16 protein-coding genes are annotated in these 21619 nt (G+C 43.0%); 12 read left to right on the forward strand and 4 right to left on the reverse strand.

The features are described 5' to 3' along the window. Window positions 1-10 precede the first annotated feature (10 nt). Window positions 11-2326 (reverse strand): carboxypeptidase regulatory-like domain-containing protein, encoded by a 2316-nt coding sequence (locus tag D0T66_RS02875; protein ID WP_163355398.1) that lies wholly within the window; start codon window positions 2324-2326, stop codon window positions 11-13. A gap of 193 nt (window positions 2327-2519) precedes the next feature. Here D0T66_RS02875 and D0T66_RS02880 point away from each other — a divergent pair, with 193 nt between their 5' ends. The 12 genes from D0T66_RS02880 (at window position 2520) to D0T66_RS02935 (ending at window position 17827) form a co-directional block, all read left to right on the forward strand. Beyond that, window positions 2520-3431, forward strand: a complete 912-nt coding sequence (locus D0T66_RS02880) for an RluA family pseudouridine synthase (RefSeq protein WP_163355399.1) — start codon at window positions 2520-2522, stop codon at window positions 3429-3431. Window positions 3432-3452: 21 nt separating this feature from the next. Beyond that, entirely contained in the window at window positions 3453-4010 is a 558-nt protein-coding gene (locus tag D0T66_RS02885) for a helix-turn-helix domain-containing protein (protein ID WP_163355400.1), read from the forward strand. A gap of 39 nt (window positions 4011-4049) precedes the next feature. Continuing rightward, window positions 4050-5708: an AMP-binding protein gene (locus D0T66_RS02890; protein WP_163355401.1), complete on the forward strand. Its 1659-nt coding sequence runs from the start codon at window positions 4050-4052 to the stop codon at window positions 5706-5708. Window positions 5709-5868: 160 nt separating this feature from the next. Further along, a complete protein-coding gene (locus tag D0T66_RS02895; RefSeq protein ID WP_163355402.1) occupies window positions 5869-7815 on the forward strand; it encodes an FISUMP domain-containing protein in 1947 nt (648 codons plus the stop codon). 296 nt (window positions 7816-8111) lie between these two features. Continuing rightward, window positions 8112-11147 (forward strand): protein translocase subunit SecDF, encoded by a 3036-nt coding sequence (gene secDF, locus D0T66_RS02900; protein WP_163355403.1) that lies wholly within the window; start codon window positions 8112-8114, stop codon window positions 11145-11147. A gap of 131 nt (window positions 11148-11278) precedes the next feature. After that, the gene (locus D0T66_RS02905; protein WP_163355404.1) at window positions 11279-12349 is read left to right on the forward strand and encodes a glycosyltransferase; all 1071 of its coding nucleotides are present in this window, start codon (window positions 11279-11281) and stop codon (window positions 12347-12349) included. Then, the gene (locus tag D0T66_RS02910; protein ID WP_163355405.1) at window positions 12346-13410 is read left to right on the forward strand and encodes a glycosyltransferase family 2 protein; all 1065 of its coding nucleotides are present in this window, start codon (window positions 12346-12348) and stop codon (window positions 13408-13410) included. The genes D0T66_RS02905 and D0T66_RS02910 overlap by 4 nt, the downstream gene beginning before the upstream one ends. A gap of 255 nt (window positions 13411-13665) precedes the next feature. Then, window positions 13666-14694, forward strand: a complete 1029-nt coding sequence (locus D0T66_RS02915; protein ID WP_163355406.1) for a hypothetical protein — start codon at window positions 13666-13668, stop codon at window positions 14692-14694. Between the two features lie 3 nt (window positions 14695-14697). Beyond that, window positions 14698-15396, forward strand: coding sequence for a nucleotidyltransferase family protein (locus tag D0T66_RS02920; RefSeq protein ID WP_163355408.1), 699 nt, complete (start codon window positions 14698-14700; stop codon window positions 15394-15396). Beyond that, window positions 15387-15932, forward strand: coding sequence for an HAD-IIIA family hydrolase (locus tag D0T66_RS02925; RefSeq protein ID WP_163355410.1), 546 nt, complete (start codon window positions 15387-15389; stop codon window positions 15930-15932). The genes D0T66_RS02920 and D0T66_RS02925 overlap by 10 nt, the downstream gene beginning before the upstream one ends. Further along, window positions 15929-16762: a hypothetical protein gene (locus D0T66_RS02930; protein ID WP_163355411.1), complete on the forward strand. Its 834-nt coding sequence runs from the start codon at window positions 15929-15931 to the stop codon at window positions 16760-16762. Before D0T66_RS02925 ends, D0T66_RS02930 begins: the two co-directional genes overlap by 4 nt. Window positions 16763-16765: 3 nt before the next feature. Beyond that, window positions 16766-17827: a glycosyltransferase family 1 protein gene (locus D0T66_RS02935; RefSeq protein ID WP_163355412.1), complete on the forward strand. Its 1062-nt coding sequence runs from the start codon at window positions 16766-16768 to the stop codon at window positions 17825-17827. 33 nt (window positions 17828-17860) lie between these two features. Here the strand turns inward: D0T66_RS02935 and D0T66_RS02940 are convergent, their stop codons facing one another. From D0T66_RS02940 to D0T66_RS02950, 3 genes are read right to left on the reverse strand one after another with little or no spacing between them, the layout of a single operon-like run. After that, the gene (locus D0T66_RS02940; protein WP_163355414.1) at window positions 17861-18385 is read right to left on the reverse strand and encodes a gamma carbonic anhydrase family protein; all 525 of its coding nucleotides are present in this window, start codon (window positions 18383-18385) and stop codon (window positions 17861-17863) included. Further along, a complete protein-coding gene (locus tag D0T66_RS02945; RefSeq protein WP_163355416.1) occupies window positions 18372-19790 on the reverse strand; it encodes a TlpA family protein disulfide reductase in 1419 nt (472 codons plus the stop codon). The genes D0T66_RS02940 and D0T66_RS02945 overlap by 14 nt, the downstream gene beginning before the upstream one ends. Further along, entirely contained in the window at window positions 19780-21558 is a 1779-nt protein-coding gene (locus D0T66_RS02950) for an aminopeptidase P family protein (RefSeq protein ID WP_163355418.1), read from the reverse strand. Before D0T66_RS02950 ends, D0T66_RS02945 begins: the two co-directional genes overlap by 11 nt. Window positions 21559-21619: the final 61 nt, after the last annotated feature.

The following is a 21619-nucleotide window of genomic DNA, read 5'->3' on the forward strand; positions in this document are numbered from 1 at the left end:
TATGGTATGACTATTTCATAATTCCTGCATCTGAATCATCATTATTCAATCGTTTATTTGCTGAATTGAACTGGCGGCCAAAGTTCACATTGAGGGTGAAATTGACGGCTATCATCTTCCCTTGACCCATATCATTGGTATATACTTTCGAATATTTAGGAGCTAAAGCTGACCTGTTTATATTTTCCTGAAAATAGTGCTTCGAAAACGGAATAAATGTAAAACAGCTTAGCGACCATTTCTTGGCATTGTATCCCGCTCCTATGCTATGCCCGCGCTCTCCCCTGCTCAATGTCTCTCCCCAGAAATCGTTCCAACGAGCATACAATCCGGCATTAGCCATCCAACCTTTATAGTTGAAATTCAGGTAACCGTTTACTCTCCACATATTATAATTGTGCGAATAATCGTTCCCTTCGCTTATATAGCGGCGAAAAGCAGGAGATACGGTCAATACGAGATAGTCGCCCCAGATTTTGACATTCAGATGAGTGAAAACCGAAATACGGTGAAAGCCTTTCTGGTTAGCCTTGCTATGGATAAATTTTCCGCTTTCAAAGCTTATCTGCTCCATTATCGGCTTGCGATCGTAGTTATAAGCTGTCTGAATCTCGCCACTGAAGATTCCTTTATTGAATCCGAAGGTCAACCCCGTATTATAATACACCACTGTCTTGAGGTTGGGGTTACCACGTTGAATCTGAAGGGAATCCATCGCCTGTTCCACATTATTCAAATCCGAAAGCGAAGGTGCATATCCCGATGTTTCTGCCGTATAGCGGAAATAGATATTATCGTTCGGGTTGTAGGATATACGTACTTTAGGCCGGAAGATGTATTTTTCGTTATTATCGCCGCCCTGGCTGTTATAGGTGCGCATAATACCCAGTCCGAGAGCGTAATTGAATTTACCCTTTTTCAATTGGTATTCTGCAAAAGCGTATGTCTCGGCATTGTTCATCGAAACGTCCGATACGACATTCCCCTGATACTGATTGTTCGTATAGCTTTGCGTATGCTTCATTCCGGCAGATAGCTTACTACTCTCAAAACCTTTCTCGTATATCCCTTCAGCAATCAAGGAGTATTTGTCGCCCCAGATATCAGAAAAGATATCAGTCAACAAGTTACTATTCTGACGTTCAGTATACAGACGTGTCGATTTGGAGTCGATATACGTTCCCACCACATTGAAAATCAACAACTGGTCATTCTTCAAATGCTTCTGAAAATATAAGTCTAAGGATGGCGAATAACTCTTCCATGTCGAATGATTTACAATATCCAGCGGGTTACTTCCATCCGAAGAATAAATCGTACTTTCTCTATCGTCAAAGGCATTGGGCGTATGGTCGTTCCTGTTTCTGAAACGTACATTGAACAAATAATTATCCGTATCGTGCAAAGCATAGTTCATCGAAAAATGGAAATTATTCTCCTTATACTTTGTCGGCATACCTTTCTCGGTACGAACCAATTGCGGTGCAGCAGGGAAATTGAAAGTTTCGATATTTTCGCGTGTCCATTCAATATTCCGGCGATACCAGAATCCGTCTATGCTGAACTCCGATTTCTTATGGTTCACACGAGCCGAAAAGTTATCTTGTGCCCAATCTAACGTTGCCCCTTCATTGATGTTAAGCATTATATTCCCACCCGATTCTCTCACACGGGTAATGAAGTTAATAACTGCACCGGCATCGCCGTAACGCATCCCCGGATCGTCATGATATTCTATGCGAATAATATCGGCAGGGGCAATGCTCATCACATCCTCTTTGGTCACCTGTATACCATTAATACGCAGCTGCACTTCTCTTTGTCCGGTCATCGAAACAGCCTTTGTCAGCGGATCTATTTCGATGCGCGGAAGTTGTAAATTCTCGAGCAACTTTATTCCGTTGTTGGATGCCTTTATCTGCGCTTCGTTAGGCATAATAATCTGCCTGTCGGCCTTGTAAATGACAGAATTGCCCGTAACTGTAACCTCATTCAAAGCTATGTCGGAAGTATAGAAAGGAATTTCGCCCAAATCGATATCTTTTCTCAGATTATCCAGACGGGTGTACGATTTGTTATAACCCGTATAAGCTGCGCAAACAAGGTAATCGCCACTGTTGACACCCTCGAAGCGGAAGCTACCTTTATCGTCGGTAGTCGTCCCCTTCACAAAAGCCGAGTCTAAACTAAGCAAAGAGATATTCGCAAATTCTATGCATTCTTTGGATGAAGCATCGGTTATAGTACCCGATATTTTGTTCTGGGAGAGCACCGTCACAGAAGCGATGGTCAACAAAAGGAAAAGAGAGGTTAATCTGCGCGTCATAATCATTCTGGTTTTTAGGTTTATTTTTCGTTTTCTATAATTATGACGAGACAATCTGTGAAAAGGTTACAAAAAATGTTGCTTATTTTTAAAGAAAAGAAATCCGTATTTCGAAATATCTTTTAGTCATGCGCTTTTTGTAATAAAATTAAATAACTTTGTGCTGAATATTTATTTTACTCAGATAAGAAGAATGAGAAAACCCGCTCAGGATATAGTATTACAACAGTTCAAGATAAAAGAACCGGCTCAACTGCTTTCGTTTCTCCTTGAGAAACAAGTCCGGAAAAGCCGCAATGCCGTAAAATCATTACTTGCCCATAAGCAAATCAAGGTAAATGATAAGCTTATCACCCAGTTCGACCTGCAACTCAACCCGGGCGACCGCGTTGCCGTGATGAAATATAATCAGGCACGCAAGCGGAATCCGCTCAAAGGCTTGACAATCGTCTTCGAAGACGAATATATTATCGTCATCGAAAAAGAATCGGGCGTCTTGTCCATAGGAACGGATAAAGAGCGTACAAAAACGATTTTCAATGTATTGAACAGCTATGTGAAAGCTCGTTACAACAAAGAAGACCGCATCTATGTCCTTCACCGCCTCGACAGGGAAGTATCAGGACTGATGATTTTTGCCAAGGATGAGGAAACGCAATTGCAATTCCAGAAGAATTGGGACAAATTAGTACTCGACTATCAATACCGGGCAATTATCCAAGGGCAATTAGACCCGCCGCAGGGAACTATCAAATCGTGGCTGACAGAGAACAAAAATCATGTGGTATTCTCCTCCTCTTTCGACAACGGAGGGTTGGAAGCTATTACTAACTACGAAACGGTGGAAACCTCCAAGCACTATTCGGAAGTCATTTTCCGCTTAGTCACCCGAAGAAAAAATCAGGTGCGGGCACAGATGAATCAGCAGAAGCACCCCATCGTAGGCGATAAGAAATACGGTTCTACGGGAAACCCGATTAAACGTATAGCGCTGCACGGGCAGGAAATGATTCTGGCTCATCCTGTATCGGGACAGAAACTCGAATTCAAATGCCCGATGCCCAAGGCTATGCAACAACTGCTGAAAGAAAAAAAACACTCATAATAACTCATAAATCCAAGATATATGAACCAGCATCAATTCGAACAAATCGCCGAGCGCCTCAAAGGGCTTCGCGATGCATTGGATATGTCAATCGAAGAGTTTGCTGCATCCTGCAACATTCCGCTCGAAGAATACAAGCAATACGAAGCAGGCGACAAAGACCTGACCGTAAGCCTACTGAAAAGTATTGCCGAGAAATACAACATCGACGTCACGACATTACTTTTTGCAGAAGAGCCGAAGATGAAAAGCTACTTTGTCACCCGCAAGGGCAAAGGGCAAGGCATAGAGCGTGTTTCGGCATATGCTTACCGCACCTTGGCAGGTGGTTTCAACAACCGCAAAGCCGATGTTTTCGAAGTGACAGTAGAGCCTAAAAATGACGACAGCGAACTGCACCAAAGTATGCACGAAGGGCAGGAATTCGAACTGGTGCTCGAAGGTAGAATGTTACTGCATATCAACGGCAAAGACATCATCCTCAATGAAGGCGACAGCATCTATTTCGACTCGAGCCTGCCGCACGGCATGAAAGCCCTCGACGGGAAGAAAGTCCGTTTCATTGCAGTCATTTTATAAACCCACAGACAAAATCAGCTAAAGTAAAAAGTTACAAAGATGTTAGAACGATATTTATCTCAAACTGAATTTTCATCTTCCGAAGATTTCAGTGAGCATTATAAAGTAAAGATTCCCGATAATTTCAACTTCGGATACGACATCGTAGACGAATGGGCTAAACAAGAACCTACAAAAAGAGCGCTCTGCTGGACAAACGACAAAGGCGAACATATCGATTTCACATTCAGCAACCTGAAAGAACAAAGCGACCGTGCTGCCTCCTACTTCACTTCGCTCGGCATAGGCAAAGGCGATATGGTGATGCTCATTCTGAAACGCCGCTACGAATTCTGGTTTGCCATTATCGGCCTGCACAAAATAGGTGCCATAGCCATTCCGGCAACGCACCTCCTCACCAAAAAAGATATTATCTACCGCAACAATGCCGCGGGCATCAAAGCCATTATCAGCACCGGCGACGAAACGGTTATCCAACATGTAAACGAGGCTATGTCCGAATCGCCGTCCGTCCGCTATCGCATGGTGGTAGGCAGCAATACCCCCGAAGGATGGCTCAACTTCGACGAGGGATTGAAACAGGCAGCGCCGTTTGCCCGCCCTGCACACCCGAATACGAACGAGGACATCATGTTGCTCTACTTCACCTCGGGAACGACAGGCGAACCCAAAATGGTGACGCACAATTTCACCTATCCACTCGGACACATCGTAACAGCCAAATACTGGCACAACTTGAACGAAAACAGCCTCCACCTGACCGTTGCCGATACGGGATGGGCCAAAGCCGTATGGGGAAAGCTTTACGGGCAATGGATTGTGGGCGCATGCGTATTTGTATACGACCATGAGAAATTCAGTCCCGACGAGATGTTGCGCATGATAGAAAAATATAAAGTCACCTCTTTCTGTGCACCGCCTACCGTTTTCCGATTCTTTATCCGCGAAGACTTGTCTAAATATGACCTTTCGGCACTGAAATACTGCACCACAGCCGGCGAAGCATTGAACCCGTCGGTTTATGAAGCCTTTTTGCAAGGCACGGGCGTGAAAATGATGGAAGCTTTCGGGCAAACCGAAACAACGCCTACCATTATAACCTTCCCGTGGATGGAACCGAAACCCGGTTCGATGGGTGTGCCCAATCCGGCATACGACATCGACCTGATAGATGCCGAAGGGCACTCGGTAGAGGACGGGGAATCGGGAGAAATCGTTATCCGCACCGACAAATGGCGTCCTTTGGGCTTATTCCAAGGATATTACAAAGACGAAGCACTCACCAAAGAGGTATACCACGACAACGTTTATCATACAGGCGATGTAGCCTGGCGCGACGAAGACGGCTATTATTGGTTTATCGGGCGGACGGACGACGTTATCAAAAGTTCGGGCTACCGCATAGGGCCATTCGAAGTGGAAAGCGCGCTGATGACGCATCCTGCCGTGGTAGAGTGTGCTATTACCGGTGTTCCCGACGAAATAAGGGGGCAAGTGGTGAAAGCAACCATTGTGTTGGCAAAAGAATACAAAGACAAGGCTAACAACCAGTTAGTAAAAGAGATACAGGAGCACGTAAAGAAAGTGACTGCCCCATATAAGTATCCGCGTATTATTGAATTTGTCAGCGAGTTACCGAAAACAATCAGCGGAAAAATCAAACGCCGCGAAATACGCGACACGGATAATAAGCAATAAGATACACAACATTAATATATAGCAGCAACTTTTAGATTAAGCTGCTGCTATTTTTTTGCATAATCAGAAGTTTTTGCGTTTATTTGCAGTATTATACAGCACAAATAGGCATGCAGAAAACCAGAAAATATAAGGACACTTTATTTAATAATAGAATCACATGAAATTTAAGCAACTAACACAGGCTATCATAGTATTTATAGCCTTAACATTTTTCACAGCAAACGTATTTGCACAAGTAACCATCGGCAGCGGAGATAAGCCGAATGAAGGCGCGCTATTAGACCTGAAAATGACAGGAACTACAACAAAAGGAATGGTCTTGCCGCGTGTTGCATTGACTGACCCTGACAATCTCTTTCCGATGTTGACCGATAATGGCGGCGGAGGGTATACAGAAGGCGTAAAAGCGACGGAAGATGCTTTACATGCAGGGTTAGTAGTGTATAACACAAATAAGTGCGATCCTTTTGGTAAAGGGTTTTATGTTTGGACAGGGGAGCAATGGCAAGGAATAAATAATGCGACTCCCCTTGTACTAAATCCACCATCAATTTCGTCAATGCAAGACACACTGCATATTCCATCGGGAATGGATGCAAGAACATCTGTTGTGCAAGCCATATCATTTAATTGGGCAGAGGCTGATCAAGCAGTGTGGGGTAACCTAACAAATACCATAGGTGGCGGGTTGACATTTGCAGTAAGTGGAAGAGAGATTACGCCAATTTCTCAGGCATGGGCGAGTAGTCCTGCTACATTTTCCGTGTGGGCTGATGACATGACATCTTCTTTGGTAACATCTTCCTCTCCGTGGGCGACATTGGAATCAAAAGCCACAATATCGATCAAAAACGAATGTTGGCCTGCTGCAGCAAAAACACTTGTCCTCAACCAAACAAATTATGCAATAAAATCTCAAAAAAACAGTACAGATATTTTTCATATTGGAATAGAAGACGCTACATCAAATGACTTTTCTATTTTAAGTAATGTTCCATGGCGTGTATCAGCAACAAGCCTGAGCGGTACTGTTGGCAATATATTGGATACCTTTTCTCCTGCTTCAACAGTCACAACAGGAGTTACTTTAGCAGATAACACTTTTCATTCTAATCTTTTGTCTTATACAGGTAACGCAGGGGGAGCAGGCACAAAATATAAAATGGCTACACTCAAATTTTCAGACGTTCATAGTAGAGCAAATGATATTGAGGTAGAGCTTACTCAATGTCAAGGTACGGTTGCGAGTGGAAATACTTTAGGGTTACAAAGTGAAACTGCTGTCAATTCAGATCGTAGCGACTGGATAACAGCATGGGGGAAAAGCGTTATATGGCATGAAGGAAAAGCAGGTGTGTATGAAGGATTTATAAGCGCTGATTTCGGCAATGCCGGGCGCTGGATGACGATAAATTTTTCTGCGACTCAATACGATTCGGATGGAACAACAATAACAGGACCTGTGAGAGGAGCAATAACAGACAAATGTTGGGCTTATCCTTCACTAACTCCATATACTTATACCGATGATGACATTTATGTAGATAATACATTCTTAGGGCTCTTATTTAACTGGCATGCAGCGACGGGTAAAATAACATCGGCAAATGAAGCGGGAGTGGATCATGGGAAGGTTCAAGGTGTTTGCCCAAATGGTTGGCATATACCAAACGACTATGAATGGACTGAACTTGAAAATGAATTTATCAATAATACAAGTAAATATGCCTATATGGATGATATAGACAATACAGGAGCATCCGATATTCCTCATGATAATTCGACTATTGGAGGGCGTTTAATAACTAACCCATTTATTAATATTTGTGAGGCTGTCAATTCTTTCAACCAACAATTATCAAAATCTTATACATCCGGCGGTTTTAATCTTTTATTTGCTGGGACAGTTGTTATATATGATACTCCGATAAGTAGAGGGAATGGCGCTTATTTTTGGTCAAGTAGCTCATACGATGAAAATCATGCATGGTTTCGGGGTGCAAATAAGAATGGTACTAGTCATTTTATACGTAATCATTATACTACCAATCAGAGAATGGGAGGAAAGGATAATCTCTACTCTGTTCGCTGCAAGAAAGACTAACCCACCTCCCCCTGCCCTCTCTACAAGAAAGGGTAAAGGATTATACAAAGCCTCCAAGAAATTTCTTAGAGGCTTTGCTTTTACCTATATCATAGCAGAGGGTAAAAATAATCGGATAGACGTAAATATCTTTAAGATTTTTTATGACAGATAAAGAATAAACATTATATTTGCACGCCTGAAAGTGTGTGCATATCTATGCTTTTGATAAAAAACAGTCAATCGCCCGTGAGATGTACATTTCTTGCAGTTTATAGCATTAAATTAATAAACCATAATAAAAACAAGAATCTAAAATGCAAAACAAAGGATTTGTAACAACTTTTGCCATCGCATTAGCATTGGTTTGCCTTTTCTATTTGTCTTTCACTTTTGTGACAAGGCACTATGACAACAAGGCCGAAGCCTTAGCAACCGAGTATGCGAAAAAGAATGCAGGCGGCAATGACCAGATGTACAGCGAGTTGTATCAAGGAAAATACGCGTCTTACCTCGATTCAATGGCTACCGAACGTGTTTATCTCAACCTCGATTTTATCGGAGATTATATCGGTTCGGACAAACTGAAAGGTTTAGGCTATACATTGAAACAATGTCGCGAGAAAGAACTCGGTTTGGGTCTCGACCTGAAAGGTGGAATGAGCGTCATAGTAGAAGTAGACGTAGCCGGAGTACTCCGTTCGTTGGGTGACGAAGAAGACATCGACTTCATCGAAGTATTGAACCAGACAGCTGCCGAAAATGCTAATAGCCGCCGCGATTTCATCACCGTTTTCGCTGAAAAATTCAAGGCTAAAAAAGGCGAGGACAGATTAGCAGGTGTTTTCAGCTCGAAGTTGAAAGATCAAATCCAACCGACAGATAAGGACGATAAAGTAATCGGCGTATTAAGAAAAGAATTGACATCAGCCGCCGATAACTCGTTCAACATCCTGCGCACACGTATCGACCGTTTTGGGGTTGTTGCTCCTAACATTCAGAAATTGAGCGACCGCGACGACCGCATCATGATCGAGCTTCCGGGAATTAAGGATCACGACCGTGTGAGACGTTTGTTGCAAGGAAATGCCAACCTTGAATTCTGGAGAACCTACAATACAACTGACGAGAGACAAAGCCAAGATATAGCAATGGCTCAGAGAAGACTCGACGAGCATACAAGGACTATTCTGGCATCCCTCAACGATTCCACTGAGGAACATGCTGCCACATTAGCTACATTGCCTTACAATAAGCCGTTCAGCTCCTATTTCTTAGATAACGAGACATGGAGTAAATTGATAAAAGAAGAAGTATTGCCTTATCCGTCAAGTGCAACAATCGGGATTGTAAACAAGAATGACACAGCCGCAGTAGGATATATCGTACGCGAATATAAGAGAATATATGCCAACGATATGGTATTCCGCTGGGGATTCAAGGCTGAAGACCTGCGCGAATCGAAGTTTGCCCTTTACGCGCTCAGAAGCGATGGAATAGGGTCGAAAAAAGGACCAGCTTTGGATGGTAGCGCTGTAAGCAAAGCCACAGCCAATCAGGCTCAATATGGTTCGACATGGGAAGTAAACATGACCATGACATCAGAAGGAGCTCAAAACTGGGCTAAGATTACAGGAGCAGAAGCCAAAAAAGCGATAGCCATCGTTGTGGATGGATACGTTTATTCCGCACCAAATGTGAAAGGTAGAATCGATGGTGGAAGTTCATCCATCACCGGTAACTTCTCTTATGAAGAAGCAAGTGACCTCGAAAACGTCTTGAAATCGGGACGTATGAAAGCAAGTGTGCGCATCATACAAGAGAATGTCGTAGGACCTTCGCTCGGACAAGAGGCTATCGACGCCGGATTAATATCATTCATCCTGGCCATTGCAGTGCTTATGCTCTATATGTGCTTAGCATACGGATTAGTACCAGGGCTTGTTGCCAACTCGGCACTCCTTATAAACCTCTTCTTCACGATGGGAGCTCTGGCTGCCTTCGGAGCGGTACTTACATTGCCGGGTATAACGGGGCTTGTCCTCACGCTGGCCATGGCTGTGGATGCTAACGTACTCATCTACGAACGCACAAAAGAAGAACTGCGAGGAGGTAAGAATACAAAAGCCGCATTGGAAGATGGTTACAAACATGCTTTCTCGGCGATATTCGATGCCAACCTGACATCTATTATCACAGGGGTTATCCTGATAATCTTCGGAACGGGTGCTATCCAAGGATTTGCAACAACGTTGATTATCGGTATCATAGCGTCATTCCTTACAGCCGTATTCCTTACACGTATATTCTACGAGTATATGATTGGCAAAGGACGACTCAGAAACCTTAAATTCTCGACACCTATCTCTAAGAACCTCTTTGTCAATACGCAATATAACTTCTTAGGAAAGACAAAGGCGATAATAGTAGTAGTAGTTATCGTTCTTGTAGCCGGTATAGCTTCACTCTTCACGCTCGGACTGGATCCGGGTATCGACTTCACCGGAGGACGAAACTATCTCGTCCGTTTCGAAAAGCCGGTTAGCGCAGGAGAAGTACAAGCAGCTCTGGCACCTCAATTCGAAGGAGCTACGGTAAGTGTATTGACCAGTGGAGCAGGAAGCCAGGCATTATCGGCAAGCCAGTTGCGTATCACAACCAACTACATGGTTGAAAATACAACAGACAGCGTGGAAACAATCATCCGCAACAAGCTGTCGGCAGGAATTGCCAACATGTCGAATTCGCCAATGGGTAATAGCAAAGATATCAACAGCTACATTCAAAGCTCGGAACATGTAGGGCCAAGTATAGCTGACGACATGAAGAAGGATGCTTCAATTGCCGTATTATTCGCAATCATTTGTATGGCGCTCTATATCTTATTCCGATTCCGCGACATGGCGTTCTCGGTGGGTACATTGATTGCCGTTGCACACGATGCTTTGATGGTAATCCTCTTCTACTCGCTGTTATATAAGATTATGCCGTTCTCGATGGAAATCAACCAGGCATTTATAGCGGCGATATTGACGGTGATTGGTTACTCTATCAATGACAAGGTGGTAATCTTCGACCGTATCCGCGAAATGAGGACATTGTATCCTAAGCGCGATATTACCGAAGTGATCAACCATTCACTGAACTCGACATTAGGCCGTACGATAAATACCAGTTTGAGCTCGTTGTTGGTTGTATTATGTATCTTCATCCTCGGAGGTGAAACAATCCGCAGCTTTACATTTGCTATCATGCTCGGTATCATTATCGGAACATTCTCGTCTATCTTCGTGGCAACACCAATTGCATGGAAGATGTTGGCTAAGAAGCAAAAGACTACTGTAGAGAAATAGTAATCCGAAAGGGACACATCTCATATACGAAAGAAAGGATATTCAGCCGGATATCCTTTCTTTCTACTATATAGCCCCACGTAAGCCGAAATATATTATCTTTGTAATACAAGACGGCATATATTAAGTAAATGAAGATATTTCAAATCATAACAGTCTCGGAATACGGTGGTGCACAAACAATGGTAGCCAATCTTGTAAAGGCACTAAGCCCCGACCATCAAGTCTTTTTGATGTACGGAGGAAATGGGGAAGCATGGAAAGGTTTGGGAGACAATTTCAAGCGTATTAAGCTTTTCAGTGGTTCCAAAAGTATCTCTATCAAAGATATATTCCTACTACTGAAGCTCTTCTATTACAGGATAAAATACCACCCCGATATTATACACCTTCATTCATCCAAAATGTCGGCCTTGGGACGTATAGCCTTCAATCCGAAGAAGATAGTAAATACACTGCACGGATTCGATTCTGTCCGCATCAGTTACCCTAAGTTCATGTTTGTGGAGAAGATGCTCAAAAACAGGGCATACCGTATCGTTGCCGTAAGTCAATACGATGTGGAATGTATGAAGGAAGAAGGCATTTATAAAAATGTCGCAAGGATATATAACGGGGTATATGATTACTCTTCGCACTATAAGGAAGACAACGATCCTATCGTCAGGAAAATAGAGGAGATAAAAGCATCTTATCCCAAGATAGTGATGAGCATATCGCGCATATCGAAACAAAAGAAGTTCGACCTCTTTGTCGATATAGCCCGCACAATGCCCCAATACGCATTTGTGTGGATAGGCAATAAGGAAGAGATGAGCGATCTGCCAGCCAATGTCTTTTGCATGGGCGAGGCGCAATCGGCGTATCTCTATCTCCATTATGCCAATATCTTTATTCTGCCATCCAATTACGAAGGACTTCCGATGTCGATTCTGGAAGCATTGTCGTTCAGTAAACCCGTAATAGCATCGGCCGTCGGCGGAATACCTGAAGTATTGGACAGTACAAATGGCTTTGCCGTAGAAAATACAGTAGAGGCTTTTGCTGAAAAGATAGACTATATCCTTACGGATGAACGCATAGAAAAGAAAATGGCTGAAGATGCGCGAAAATCATATCTCGACAAGTTCACGATAGAGAAAATGGTTGGAGAATATAAGGTCATCTTCGACGATATATTAATGAATAACAAAAAGAAATGAGCCAGCCATTAGTTTCGGTTTTAATGCCTTGCTACAACGTGGAAGCCTTCGTTGAAGAGTCGCTCAATTCGATATTAAACCAGACATATCGCAACCTCGAAATTATAGCCATCAACGATTGCTCTAAAGACCGCACAAGCGAGATATTGCACCGGATGGCCGAAAGCGATTCGCGGATAAGGGTATTCGACAATGAGGAAAACCTGAAGCTGATAGCCACGCTGAACAAAGGGATAGCCTTATGTTCGGGCGAATATATTGCACGTATGGATGCGGACGATATATCGCTGCCTACCCGTATCGAAAAGGAAGTAGCATTTCTGGAAGCACATCCTGATCACGATATTGTAAGTTGCTTTTTCTCGACCTTCCCTTCCGAACATCCTTCGAAGCGTTCATTGCATGTCAATCCGTTGAGGAATGAAGAACTACAGGCCTATCTCCTTTTCAAATCGGGGATATGCCATCCGGCTGTGATGATTCGTAAGCGGGCTTTCAAGGAATTGGGATTGCGGTTCAAACAACAATATCTTCATGTTGAGGATTATGCACTATGGTCGGAAGCTATCTACAAAACCAAATTAGCCAATATAGGCGAAGTCCTGCTACTCTATCGCGTCCACCAGTCGCAAGTTTCCTCTATGTATGAGGATATACAAGCCGAGAATAAGAAGAAGGTATTCGAGATACATTGCCGCCATTTAGGTATACCCATTTCCGAGGAGTTGTTAGATATTTATTCCTCTGTAGCCGAGAGTGTTCCTTCCGAGGCTTCTTTCGCTTATTTAGATAAGTGTGAAGAATTTATGCTATCTTTGCTTCGCATACAGGACGAAAAGCCTTTTTGTGACGGAAACTACCTGAAAAGTATGCTTTCTATTCACTGGTTGCGGTTGTGTGCCAATTCGCGGATGGGATTGAAAGTATTGAAAAGACTAAAGGCTTCACCGTTTTATATCAACCATAATTATTCGTGGCGGGATAAAGCAATACTGTACGTCAAGTGTGCGTTTAAACTTCAGTATAAGAAGTCTTTCATTTATAAAATAGTATTTCGTTAAGTGGAAAAAACGGATACAAAGACATATATACAACGGTTTTTACTGCTTATACTGGTATTTTACCATATGTATCCACAGGCTCTCGGGGTTATGGGGAGGTCTTTTATTGTACTATCCGGAGCTATAGGAATAGGGCTGTTTTTATTACACCGCCCGCCGTTTAAAGAAGTTCTATACGTAGCTTTCACATTTTTTCTATACTTTCTTGCCACCCTGATTTCAACAATAGTCACAGGAAATCCTGACGACTTCTATATGAGCTGGTTACGAAGCCACGCCGCATGGTTTTTTTCAGCCTACCTTATCGTCTTCTTCATATTCAAACTACATAAAAACATCAGCGTTTCCACTGTAGCATCCTATCTTGTGGCAGCCATTATCCTGCAAGGTATATGCACACTGCTGATAGCCTATGTTCCGTTTATAAAAGACATATTGACATCCCTCGAACTCGATGTTGCCGGATGGGATAGTATACGAGAGGAAAATGAAAACCAGCGTCTTATCGGATATGGGATGGGATTCTTCGGAGCCGGATACATGTATGGGTATGGATTGATATTCACCATTTATATAATGGCCCGGGCTAAGATAAGGAACAAAAAAACAATGTTCTTTTTAGCCATTGTCTATGCCTTCATTTTCTATGTCGGCATATTTACGGCACGCACAGTAGTCATCGGAGCTGCTGTAAGTGTTGCCATGATGGGCATCTTTTACATAAAAGATTACAGGCGGGTGAAACGGCGGGGATTTCAGTTCATTATATACTTTGCCTTCCTTGCCATAATAGGTTACAGTGCTATGTACGCTTATTTCCCACACATGGCCGATTGGGCTTTTGAGTTGTTTATTAACCTAAGTCAAGGAGAAGTTAAAACAAATTCCTCGGACGGGTTGGAACATATGTTTTCCCAATTCCCGAGCGAAGACATGCAGACACTCTTTTTCGGCACATCCAGTCTCGGTTTCTTCGGGAATGACGTAGGTTTTATCCGGTTGATATATCATAGCGGATTATTTGGCCTGATTGCCTTTTACGGGGTGTCGGTAGCTACCGTCTATGGCTCGATAAGTAAAGACTGGCATACTAATCTGATGCTTATCCTGCTTGTCATATACGAATGGGTGGTTAATATAAAAGGGCTTGCAGACATGCACAGTGTTCTGTTTGTTTTCTTCTTCTTCTTTATGTTTTATAAGTATTACAAGTTTCAGCCCATGCTGTACGCCCAGCATCTGGAAGAACGGAAGAAGCGATTGGAGAATCTTAATTTCAAGTAATATATGAAAGAGTGTATTATTCTTGCCGGAGGATTAGGCACACGATTGCAATCGGTCGTGAAGGATGTTCCGAAATGTATGGCAGAAGTGGCAGGAAAGCCGTTTCTGCATTATATATTCCAGTATTTAGAAAAGCAACAATTCGACCATATAATTCTGGCCTTAGGCTATAAAGCAGAGATTATTATCGATTGGTATCAAACACTGAAAGTACCTTTTGAGATATCCTATGTTATCGAAGAAGAAGCACTGGGAACAGGCGGAGCTATTCAATATGCCTTCACGAAAGTAAAAAGCAACAAAGCATTTGTGTTGAATGGCGATACATTCTTCGATGTAGACACAACTCAACTCCAAAGCTTCCATCAGCAGAAGGAAGCCGATATTTCGATAGCATTGAAGCCGATGAACGATTTCGACCGTTACGGAACAGTAATCCTCGACGATGCATGTAGAATTACGGCTTTCAAAGAGAAGCAATTTTGCAAAGAAGGGTTGATAAACGGCGGAATATATTTGATAGACAAAGCGCTTTTCGACAAACTCGATATGCCTGCCAAGTTCTCTTTCGAGAAGGATATCATGGAAAGCCGGATTGCTGATTTGAAGCTATACGGCTGTCAGCAAAACGGTTATTTTATCGACATCGGCATACCGTCCGACTTCGAGAAAGCGAATAAAGACTTTAAGGAATGGAAATAAGAGATTTCGATACCATATTCCTCGACCGCGACGGTGTCATCAACATCGAAAGGCCGAATGATTACGTCAAAAAGCCGGACGAATTTATCTTTATCGACGGCGCATGCGAGGCTATTGCCCAGTTATCGGGGCAATTCAGGCATATACTTATCGTTACCAATCAGCGAGGAATAGGAAGAGGTAAAATGACGCTTTCCGATTTGGAAGATGTACATCGGTATATGTTGAACGAAATAGAGAAGCATGGCGGACGAATCGACAAGATTTACTTCTGTACGGATTTAACATCCGACTCTATCAACCGGAAACCGAATACTGGTATGGCTTTTCAGGCACAGAGTGATTTCCCCGATATTGTATTCAACCGCTCCATTATGGTCGGCAACAGCCGCTCCGATATGGAATTTGCCAATAAACTCGGGATATACAGTGTACTCGTCGGCGACAAATACAACAAAGAAGATAAGATATATCAAACAGTAAAAGCATATTATCCAAGTCTTTACAATTTTGTAGAAGACTTATTACAGAAATGAAAAAGATAGCCATTCTTATACGCGTATATGACCGTATCGAGGATTTGAAGTACAATCTTCGCATCATTGCCGATACATGGAAATCTAACGACTACTACGTCATCGTGGTCAGCAATGGGAAAAGCAATGGTTATATTATCCCCGAGGAGTGCAAGCCACTCATTGATAAGCTAATCGTCCTCGAAGAGAATGCCGGTCACCGAAAGGGTAATTCGCAACTGCTACTCGAAGGTATTCAACATATCCCCGAGGAGTCCGATTATACCTTGATATTGGAAGCGGATACGTGGCTATACGGCGATGCAGTAATAAGTAAATATACCAATCTGCTCGCTCAATCCGTCGATATCGTCTGGGCAAGCGCCGACTGGCTCGATAAATGGCATGCTCTCGGTACGGATTACGCCATTATCGAAAGCGGCTATCTACGTAAGAATCCACAGTTGTTCAATTTCGAGATTTTTCCCGAGTTCCACATAGCCAACTACTTACGCGACACACAGGTTGGTTATCTGTATATTACGGAGAATATGCCGGTGCATGTACCGAGCTATGTGCGTAAATATCCGTATATTCCGAATAAGGAGGGGAGGTTTTATATCTTCCCCAAATCAAGGATGGTGACGCATCACGTAGAATGGCTGAAAGGCGGTATGGAACAAAAGAAGCGATACTTCAATATAGTTGCCGATACGGATTATTTCCCTGAGGTAAAGGTATCGAATAAAGCATGGAAACGCTTCAGAATCAACTTCTGGATGAATCTGACCAAATGCTTCGTAAAAAGAACCTGGTTCAAAGCCAAAGTATATAAAGAAACAGAGGATTAAAATATGTTTGTAATCAACGGACGTTATCTGACACAGCAAGCCTCGGGCATACATCGTTATGCCTTTGAGATATGCAACAAACTGCACGAGATGGGTGTAGACTTCCATGTGGCTATCCCGCAGGAAATCAATCCCGATTACAAGTTCAGTTTTAAAACCGTAAAATGCGGCTCGCTCAAAACCCATCTTTGGGAGCAAATATCCCTGCCCCGCTATCTACGGAAGATTGGAAATCCTTTGCTTATCAGCCTTTCGGGATGTGGCCCGTTCAATTACGACAATCAGATAATGACGATACACGACGTGTCGCACGAGCGTCATCCGGAGTGGTTCTCAAAGAATTATTATCGTTTCTATCATTTTATGATGCCCCGCATTGCACGGAAAGCCCATGCGGTACTGACAGTGAGCGAGTTTTCGAAAAGGGAGATTATCGATACGTTCCACCTCGATCCCGACAAGATACATATTGTACACAGTAATGTGCCTTTCCACAACAAACCAACAAAGGAAGAAATACTGAATTACAAACCCGATACCGATGAGCGCTATATCATCGCCGTATCGAATATGGATCCCCGCAAGAACTTTATCCGGCTGGCAGAAGCATTCAACCAGATAGAGGATAAAACCATCAAGCTATATATCGTAGGGATGAAGTACAAAGCATTCAATACGCCTGACCTACAGAAAATAAACGGGGAGAATATCATTATGCCCGGCTTTGTAGATGACGAAGCTTTGCAGAAGATGTATCAGAATGCGCTACTATCTATTTATCCTTCTTTATACGAAGGCTTTGGCTTGCCTCCTTTGGAATCTATGACTTTCGGCTGTCCGGCAATCAATTCCGACATTCCGGCATTGAGAGAAGTAAGTGGCGATGCAGCCCTTTACGTTGACCCGTACAATATCGACGACATCACAGCCAAAATCAATCTGTTAGCTAAAGATACCGAACTCCGCCAAGAACTTCGCCTCAAAGGGTTAGAACAAATCAAAAAATATTCGTGGGATAAGTCAGCCCGTCAAGTGTACGAACTGGCGAAATCCTATATCAAATAAAAGAAAAGCGGGTACTTATCGACCCGCTTCTTTCTATTCTTCCTCTTCCTTGAACCATCCCGAATACATCAGGTAATTCTTGGCTATCTTCTGATTCATCTCTTTAGCCTGATCCGGATCTACCTTCTTCACAAATTTGGCTGGCGTTCCGGCATAAATACTGCCCGGTTCGACATGTGTACCAGTCAGAACAACCGAGCCGGCGGCAACAATAGCCCCCTCGCCTATCACGGCATGATCGAGCACGATAGCGCCCATACCAATCAAAGCGCCGTTTTCTATCTTAGCACCATGAATAACGACATTGTGTCCTACCGAAACATCGTCGCCGATCTCTACTACAGATTTTTGGTATAGAGTGTGCAACACACTTCCATCTTGTATATTCACCCGATTGCCGATGCGGATAGAGTTGACATCGCCACGCAAAACCGCATTAAACCAAATGCTGCAATCGTCACCTATCACCACATCGCCCACAATCGTCGCATTATCGGCAAGATAAGTATTCTTTCCTATTTGAGGAACAAAGCCTCTGACTTCCTTAATTAGTGCCATCTTCGTTATATAATATTTCAAGTACTTTTTTCAGGTTTTCTTCGTCTATCTTTTTGGCTATAATCTTCTTATCCTTATCTAAAAGATATACCGAAGGAACTGCCGTTGTATCGTAATATATCCAATATTGCGATTTATGCTTCGGATCGGCTAAGTTATACCAATCTCCAATTTTCAATTCCTCTACAAAATTCTGCCATCCGGTCTTTTCGGGGAAGATATTCATCGTAACGAATCGCACGCCTCTATCTTTATATTTCGGATAAAGTTCTTCGTTAATAGTCTTTATCTCCTTATGGCAATGCCCACAGGTCGGGTTGTAGAAGAACAAGACTAAGTAATCGCCCTCGATATCGTAAAGGTTCAGCGAATCGCCATTCAATGTCTCTAATGACAAATTATGCGCCTTCATGCCGATGCGGTTTTCTTTAATTACCTCATACTGCGAACGAAGATTGCGCAATTCCGTACTATCCATACGGATAGAGGGATTATCAAAAATATAGTCTTCGGCTAAGCGAGCCCACGTATTTTCCATTCCCATCAACTTGCTATTCAGCGAATTGTTGAGGAAGCGGGAAAGTAATTGCTCGAAAACCTGTTGATTTCCCTGAGCCTTTCCTACAATCTCACTGGCTGCCTGCGCTAATGATGTGGCATCCTGATCTACCCAGTTCTCCATGTAATTGTCGAGATAAGAATAGAAATAGTTTGTCCTCAACAGGCGGGAATCTGTAAAATCCAGATTATCAAAATAGTGCTGACGAACGAATTGCTTATTCGCCACTACATCTTCCATTGTTTTTGGCTCTTTGTGCGGAACATCGACACTCTTGAGACCTTTCAGGAAAACACTCGCCCAAGTCCCTTGATTAGCAGCAATCAATTGGTCTACCTTCCCTTCGAACAAGCTGTTATACTCATCCATTTGAGTATTCAGTTTGGCTTTCTCTACATCGGAAAGATTCGCATTTGACTTTTCAGTCAGAGCCGCTTGTTTTTCGGTCAATAAATTAGCCTCTTTGATGTATTGCCACAGGATTTCAGTGTCACGACTTCCTATTACTTTGCTGTTTTCGATGGTTTTGGCAAGCGTGATTTTAATATCGTTTTGACCTTCATCCAGCAATATATCCAACTGCAAGTCAGGCTTTATATAGATAAGATACTGTCCTGCCGGCATATCCTTATCTGTTCTTATCGAGCCTACTCCTTTATTGGATATGACACACGAATCCTGCACATACGTATCTCCATTCCAATACATCAGGAGATAAGCTGTGCGGTCTTTATATTGAGGTGCATTCAATTCTAATTTAAATGTGTTCGTGTTTACGTTTTGTGCACCAGCCCCTGTTGCAACCAGCAACATGAGGGCAAAGATCCAGAATATGTTAGATTTCATTTGTTTTAGCTTTTAACCAACTTTTCTCGTCATCGTTGAGCATTGGCGATAAGCGGTCATATACGTATTTGTGATATAAATTAAACCATTCTATTTCTTTCTCTGTAAGCATTTCCTTTACAATCGGAGTTGTATCTATCGGACAAAGCGTCAACGTTTCGAACGAATAGAACTTCCCGAATCCGGTCGTCATCTCCTCCTGTGTCAACACCAGATTTTCGATACGGATACCATGCTTGTTGGCACGGTAGATACCCGGCTCGTTAGATGTTATCATACCTATCTGGAGCGTCGTCGGATTCTCTTCCAAACGGATATTTTGCGGCCCTTCGTGTACGTTGAGGAAGTGCCCTACCCCATGACCTGTACCGTGCAGATAGTTCAATCCTTTTTCCCACAAAGCTTTGCGGGCAAGAATATCCAATTGGCTACCCCTTGTCCCCTGCGGGTAGATAGCAGTAGCAATATTGATATGCCCTTTCAAGACCAGTGTATAATCCTGCTTCATTTCCTCCGTCAGCGAGCCAACAGCTACCGTACGGGTAATATCCGTAGTACCGTCGAAATACTGTGCTCCCGAGTCGATAAGCAAAAGCCCTTCCTGTTCTACTTTCAACGAACTTTCAGGCGTTACATGGTAATGCACAATCGCCCCGTTAGGGTTATATCCGGCAATGGTATCGAAACTTTCTCCTACATAATTCTTCTGCTGGCTGCGATATTCCACCAGTTTGGCAGGAATGTCTATTTCTTCGACTGTACCCGTCGGTACAGCTTTCTCCAACCACATCAGAAAACGGACAAGGGCTACACCATCGCGCTCCATGGCGTTGCGTACACCCTGAATTTCCACTTCATTTTTGCATGCCTTCATCAAATCGGCAGGCGACGGAATATCTATTATCCGGCAACCGGAAGGTATAGCATTGTGCAGATTGAACGAAACCTTGGCACAATTGAGGCATACAGCCCCTTTCAAGGTAGAAACATAGTCATATACCTTAGTATAGTCGGCTAATGTTATCCCCTGCGATTGAAGGTATGTTCTTACTTCTGCCGTCAACTTCTCAGGATTGATGAACAAAACTGTCTCTTCCCGCGACACATAGGCATAGCTCACAGCCACAGGATTACATTTGACATCGTTTCCCCGTATGTTAAAAATCCACGCAACAGTATCGAGCGCAGCCACCAACAGCGAGTCTGCACCTACATTGTCCAAAGCATCACATATACGATTGATTTTGCTTTTGGCAGATTCTCCGGTATATTCTTCCGGCAAAACAAAGACCGGATTGGTAGGTATAACAGGCCTGTCGTGCCAGATGGAAGCAAAAGGATCGTAATCGCTGATGACATGCAATCCTTTCATATTCAGTTTGGCAATCAGTGAGTGGGCTCCGTTGGAAGCGTATACGTTTCCGTCTATCCCTATATATTCGGAAGGTTCCAACTCCGAAATCAGCCATTCCTCGATAGAAGGCGTTTCGGGCAAACCGTCCTTAAACAATTCTATTTCTGTATCTTTCAGCTCGTTAGCTGCCTGTAAAAAGTAACGCGAATCAGTCCATAATCCGGCCTTATCGCGTGTCACAACTACTGTTCCGGCCGAACCCGTGAAGCCGCTAATCCACTGCCTTGCCTCCCAATGGGATGCCGGATACTCGCTAAGATGTGCATCGGTGGAAGGTATGATAAAGGCCGAAAGCCTTTTCTCTTCCAGATACTTTCTTAAAGCCGAAATTCGTTTATCTATTATATTACTCATCTATTAATAGGTTTTATATTTTAGTATATTCTTTAGAATCAACTATCAAATATAAAAACAG

The organism is Dysgonomonas sp. 25 (assembly GCF_010501075.1).
In the GTDB taxonomy this organism is placed as follows: domain Bacteria; phylum Bacteroidota; class Bacteroidia; order Bacteroidales; family Dysgonomonadaceae; genus Dysgonomonas.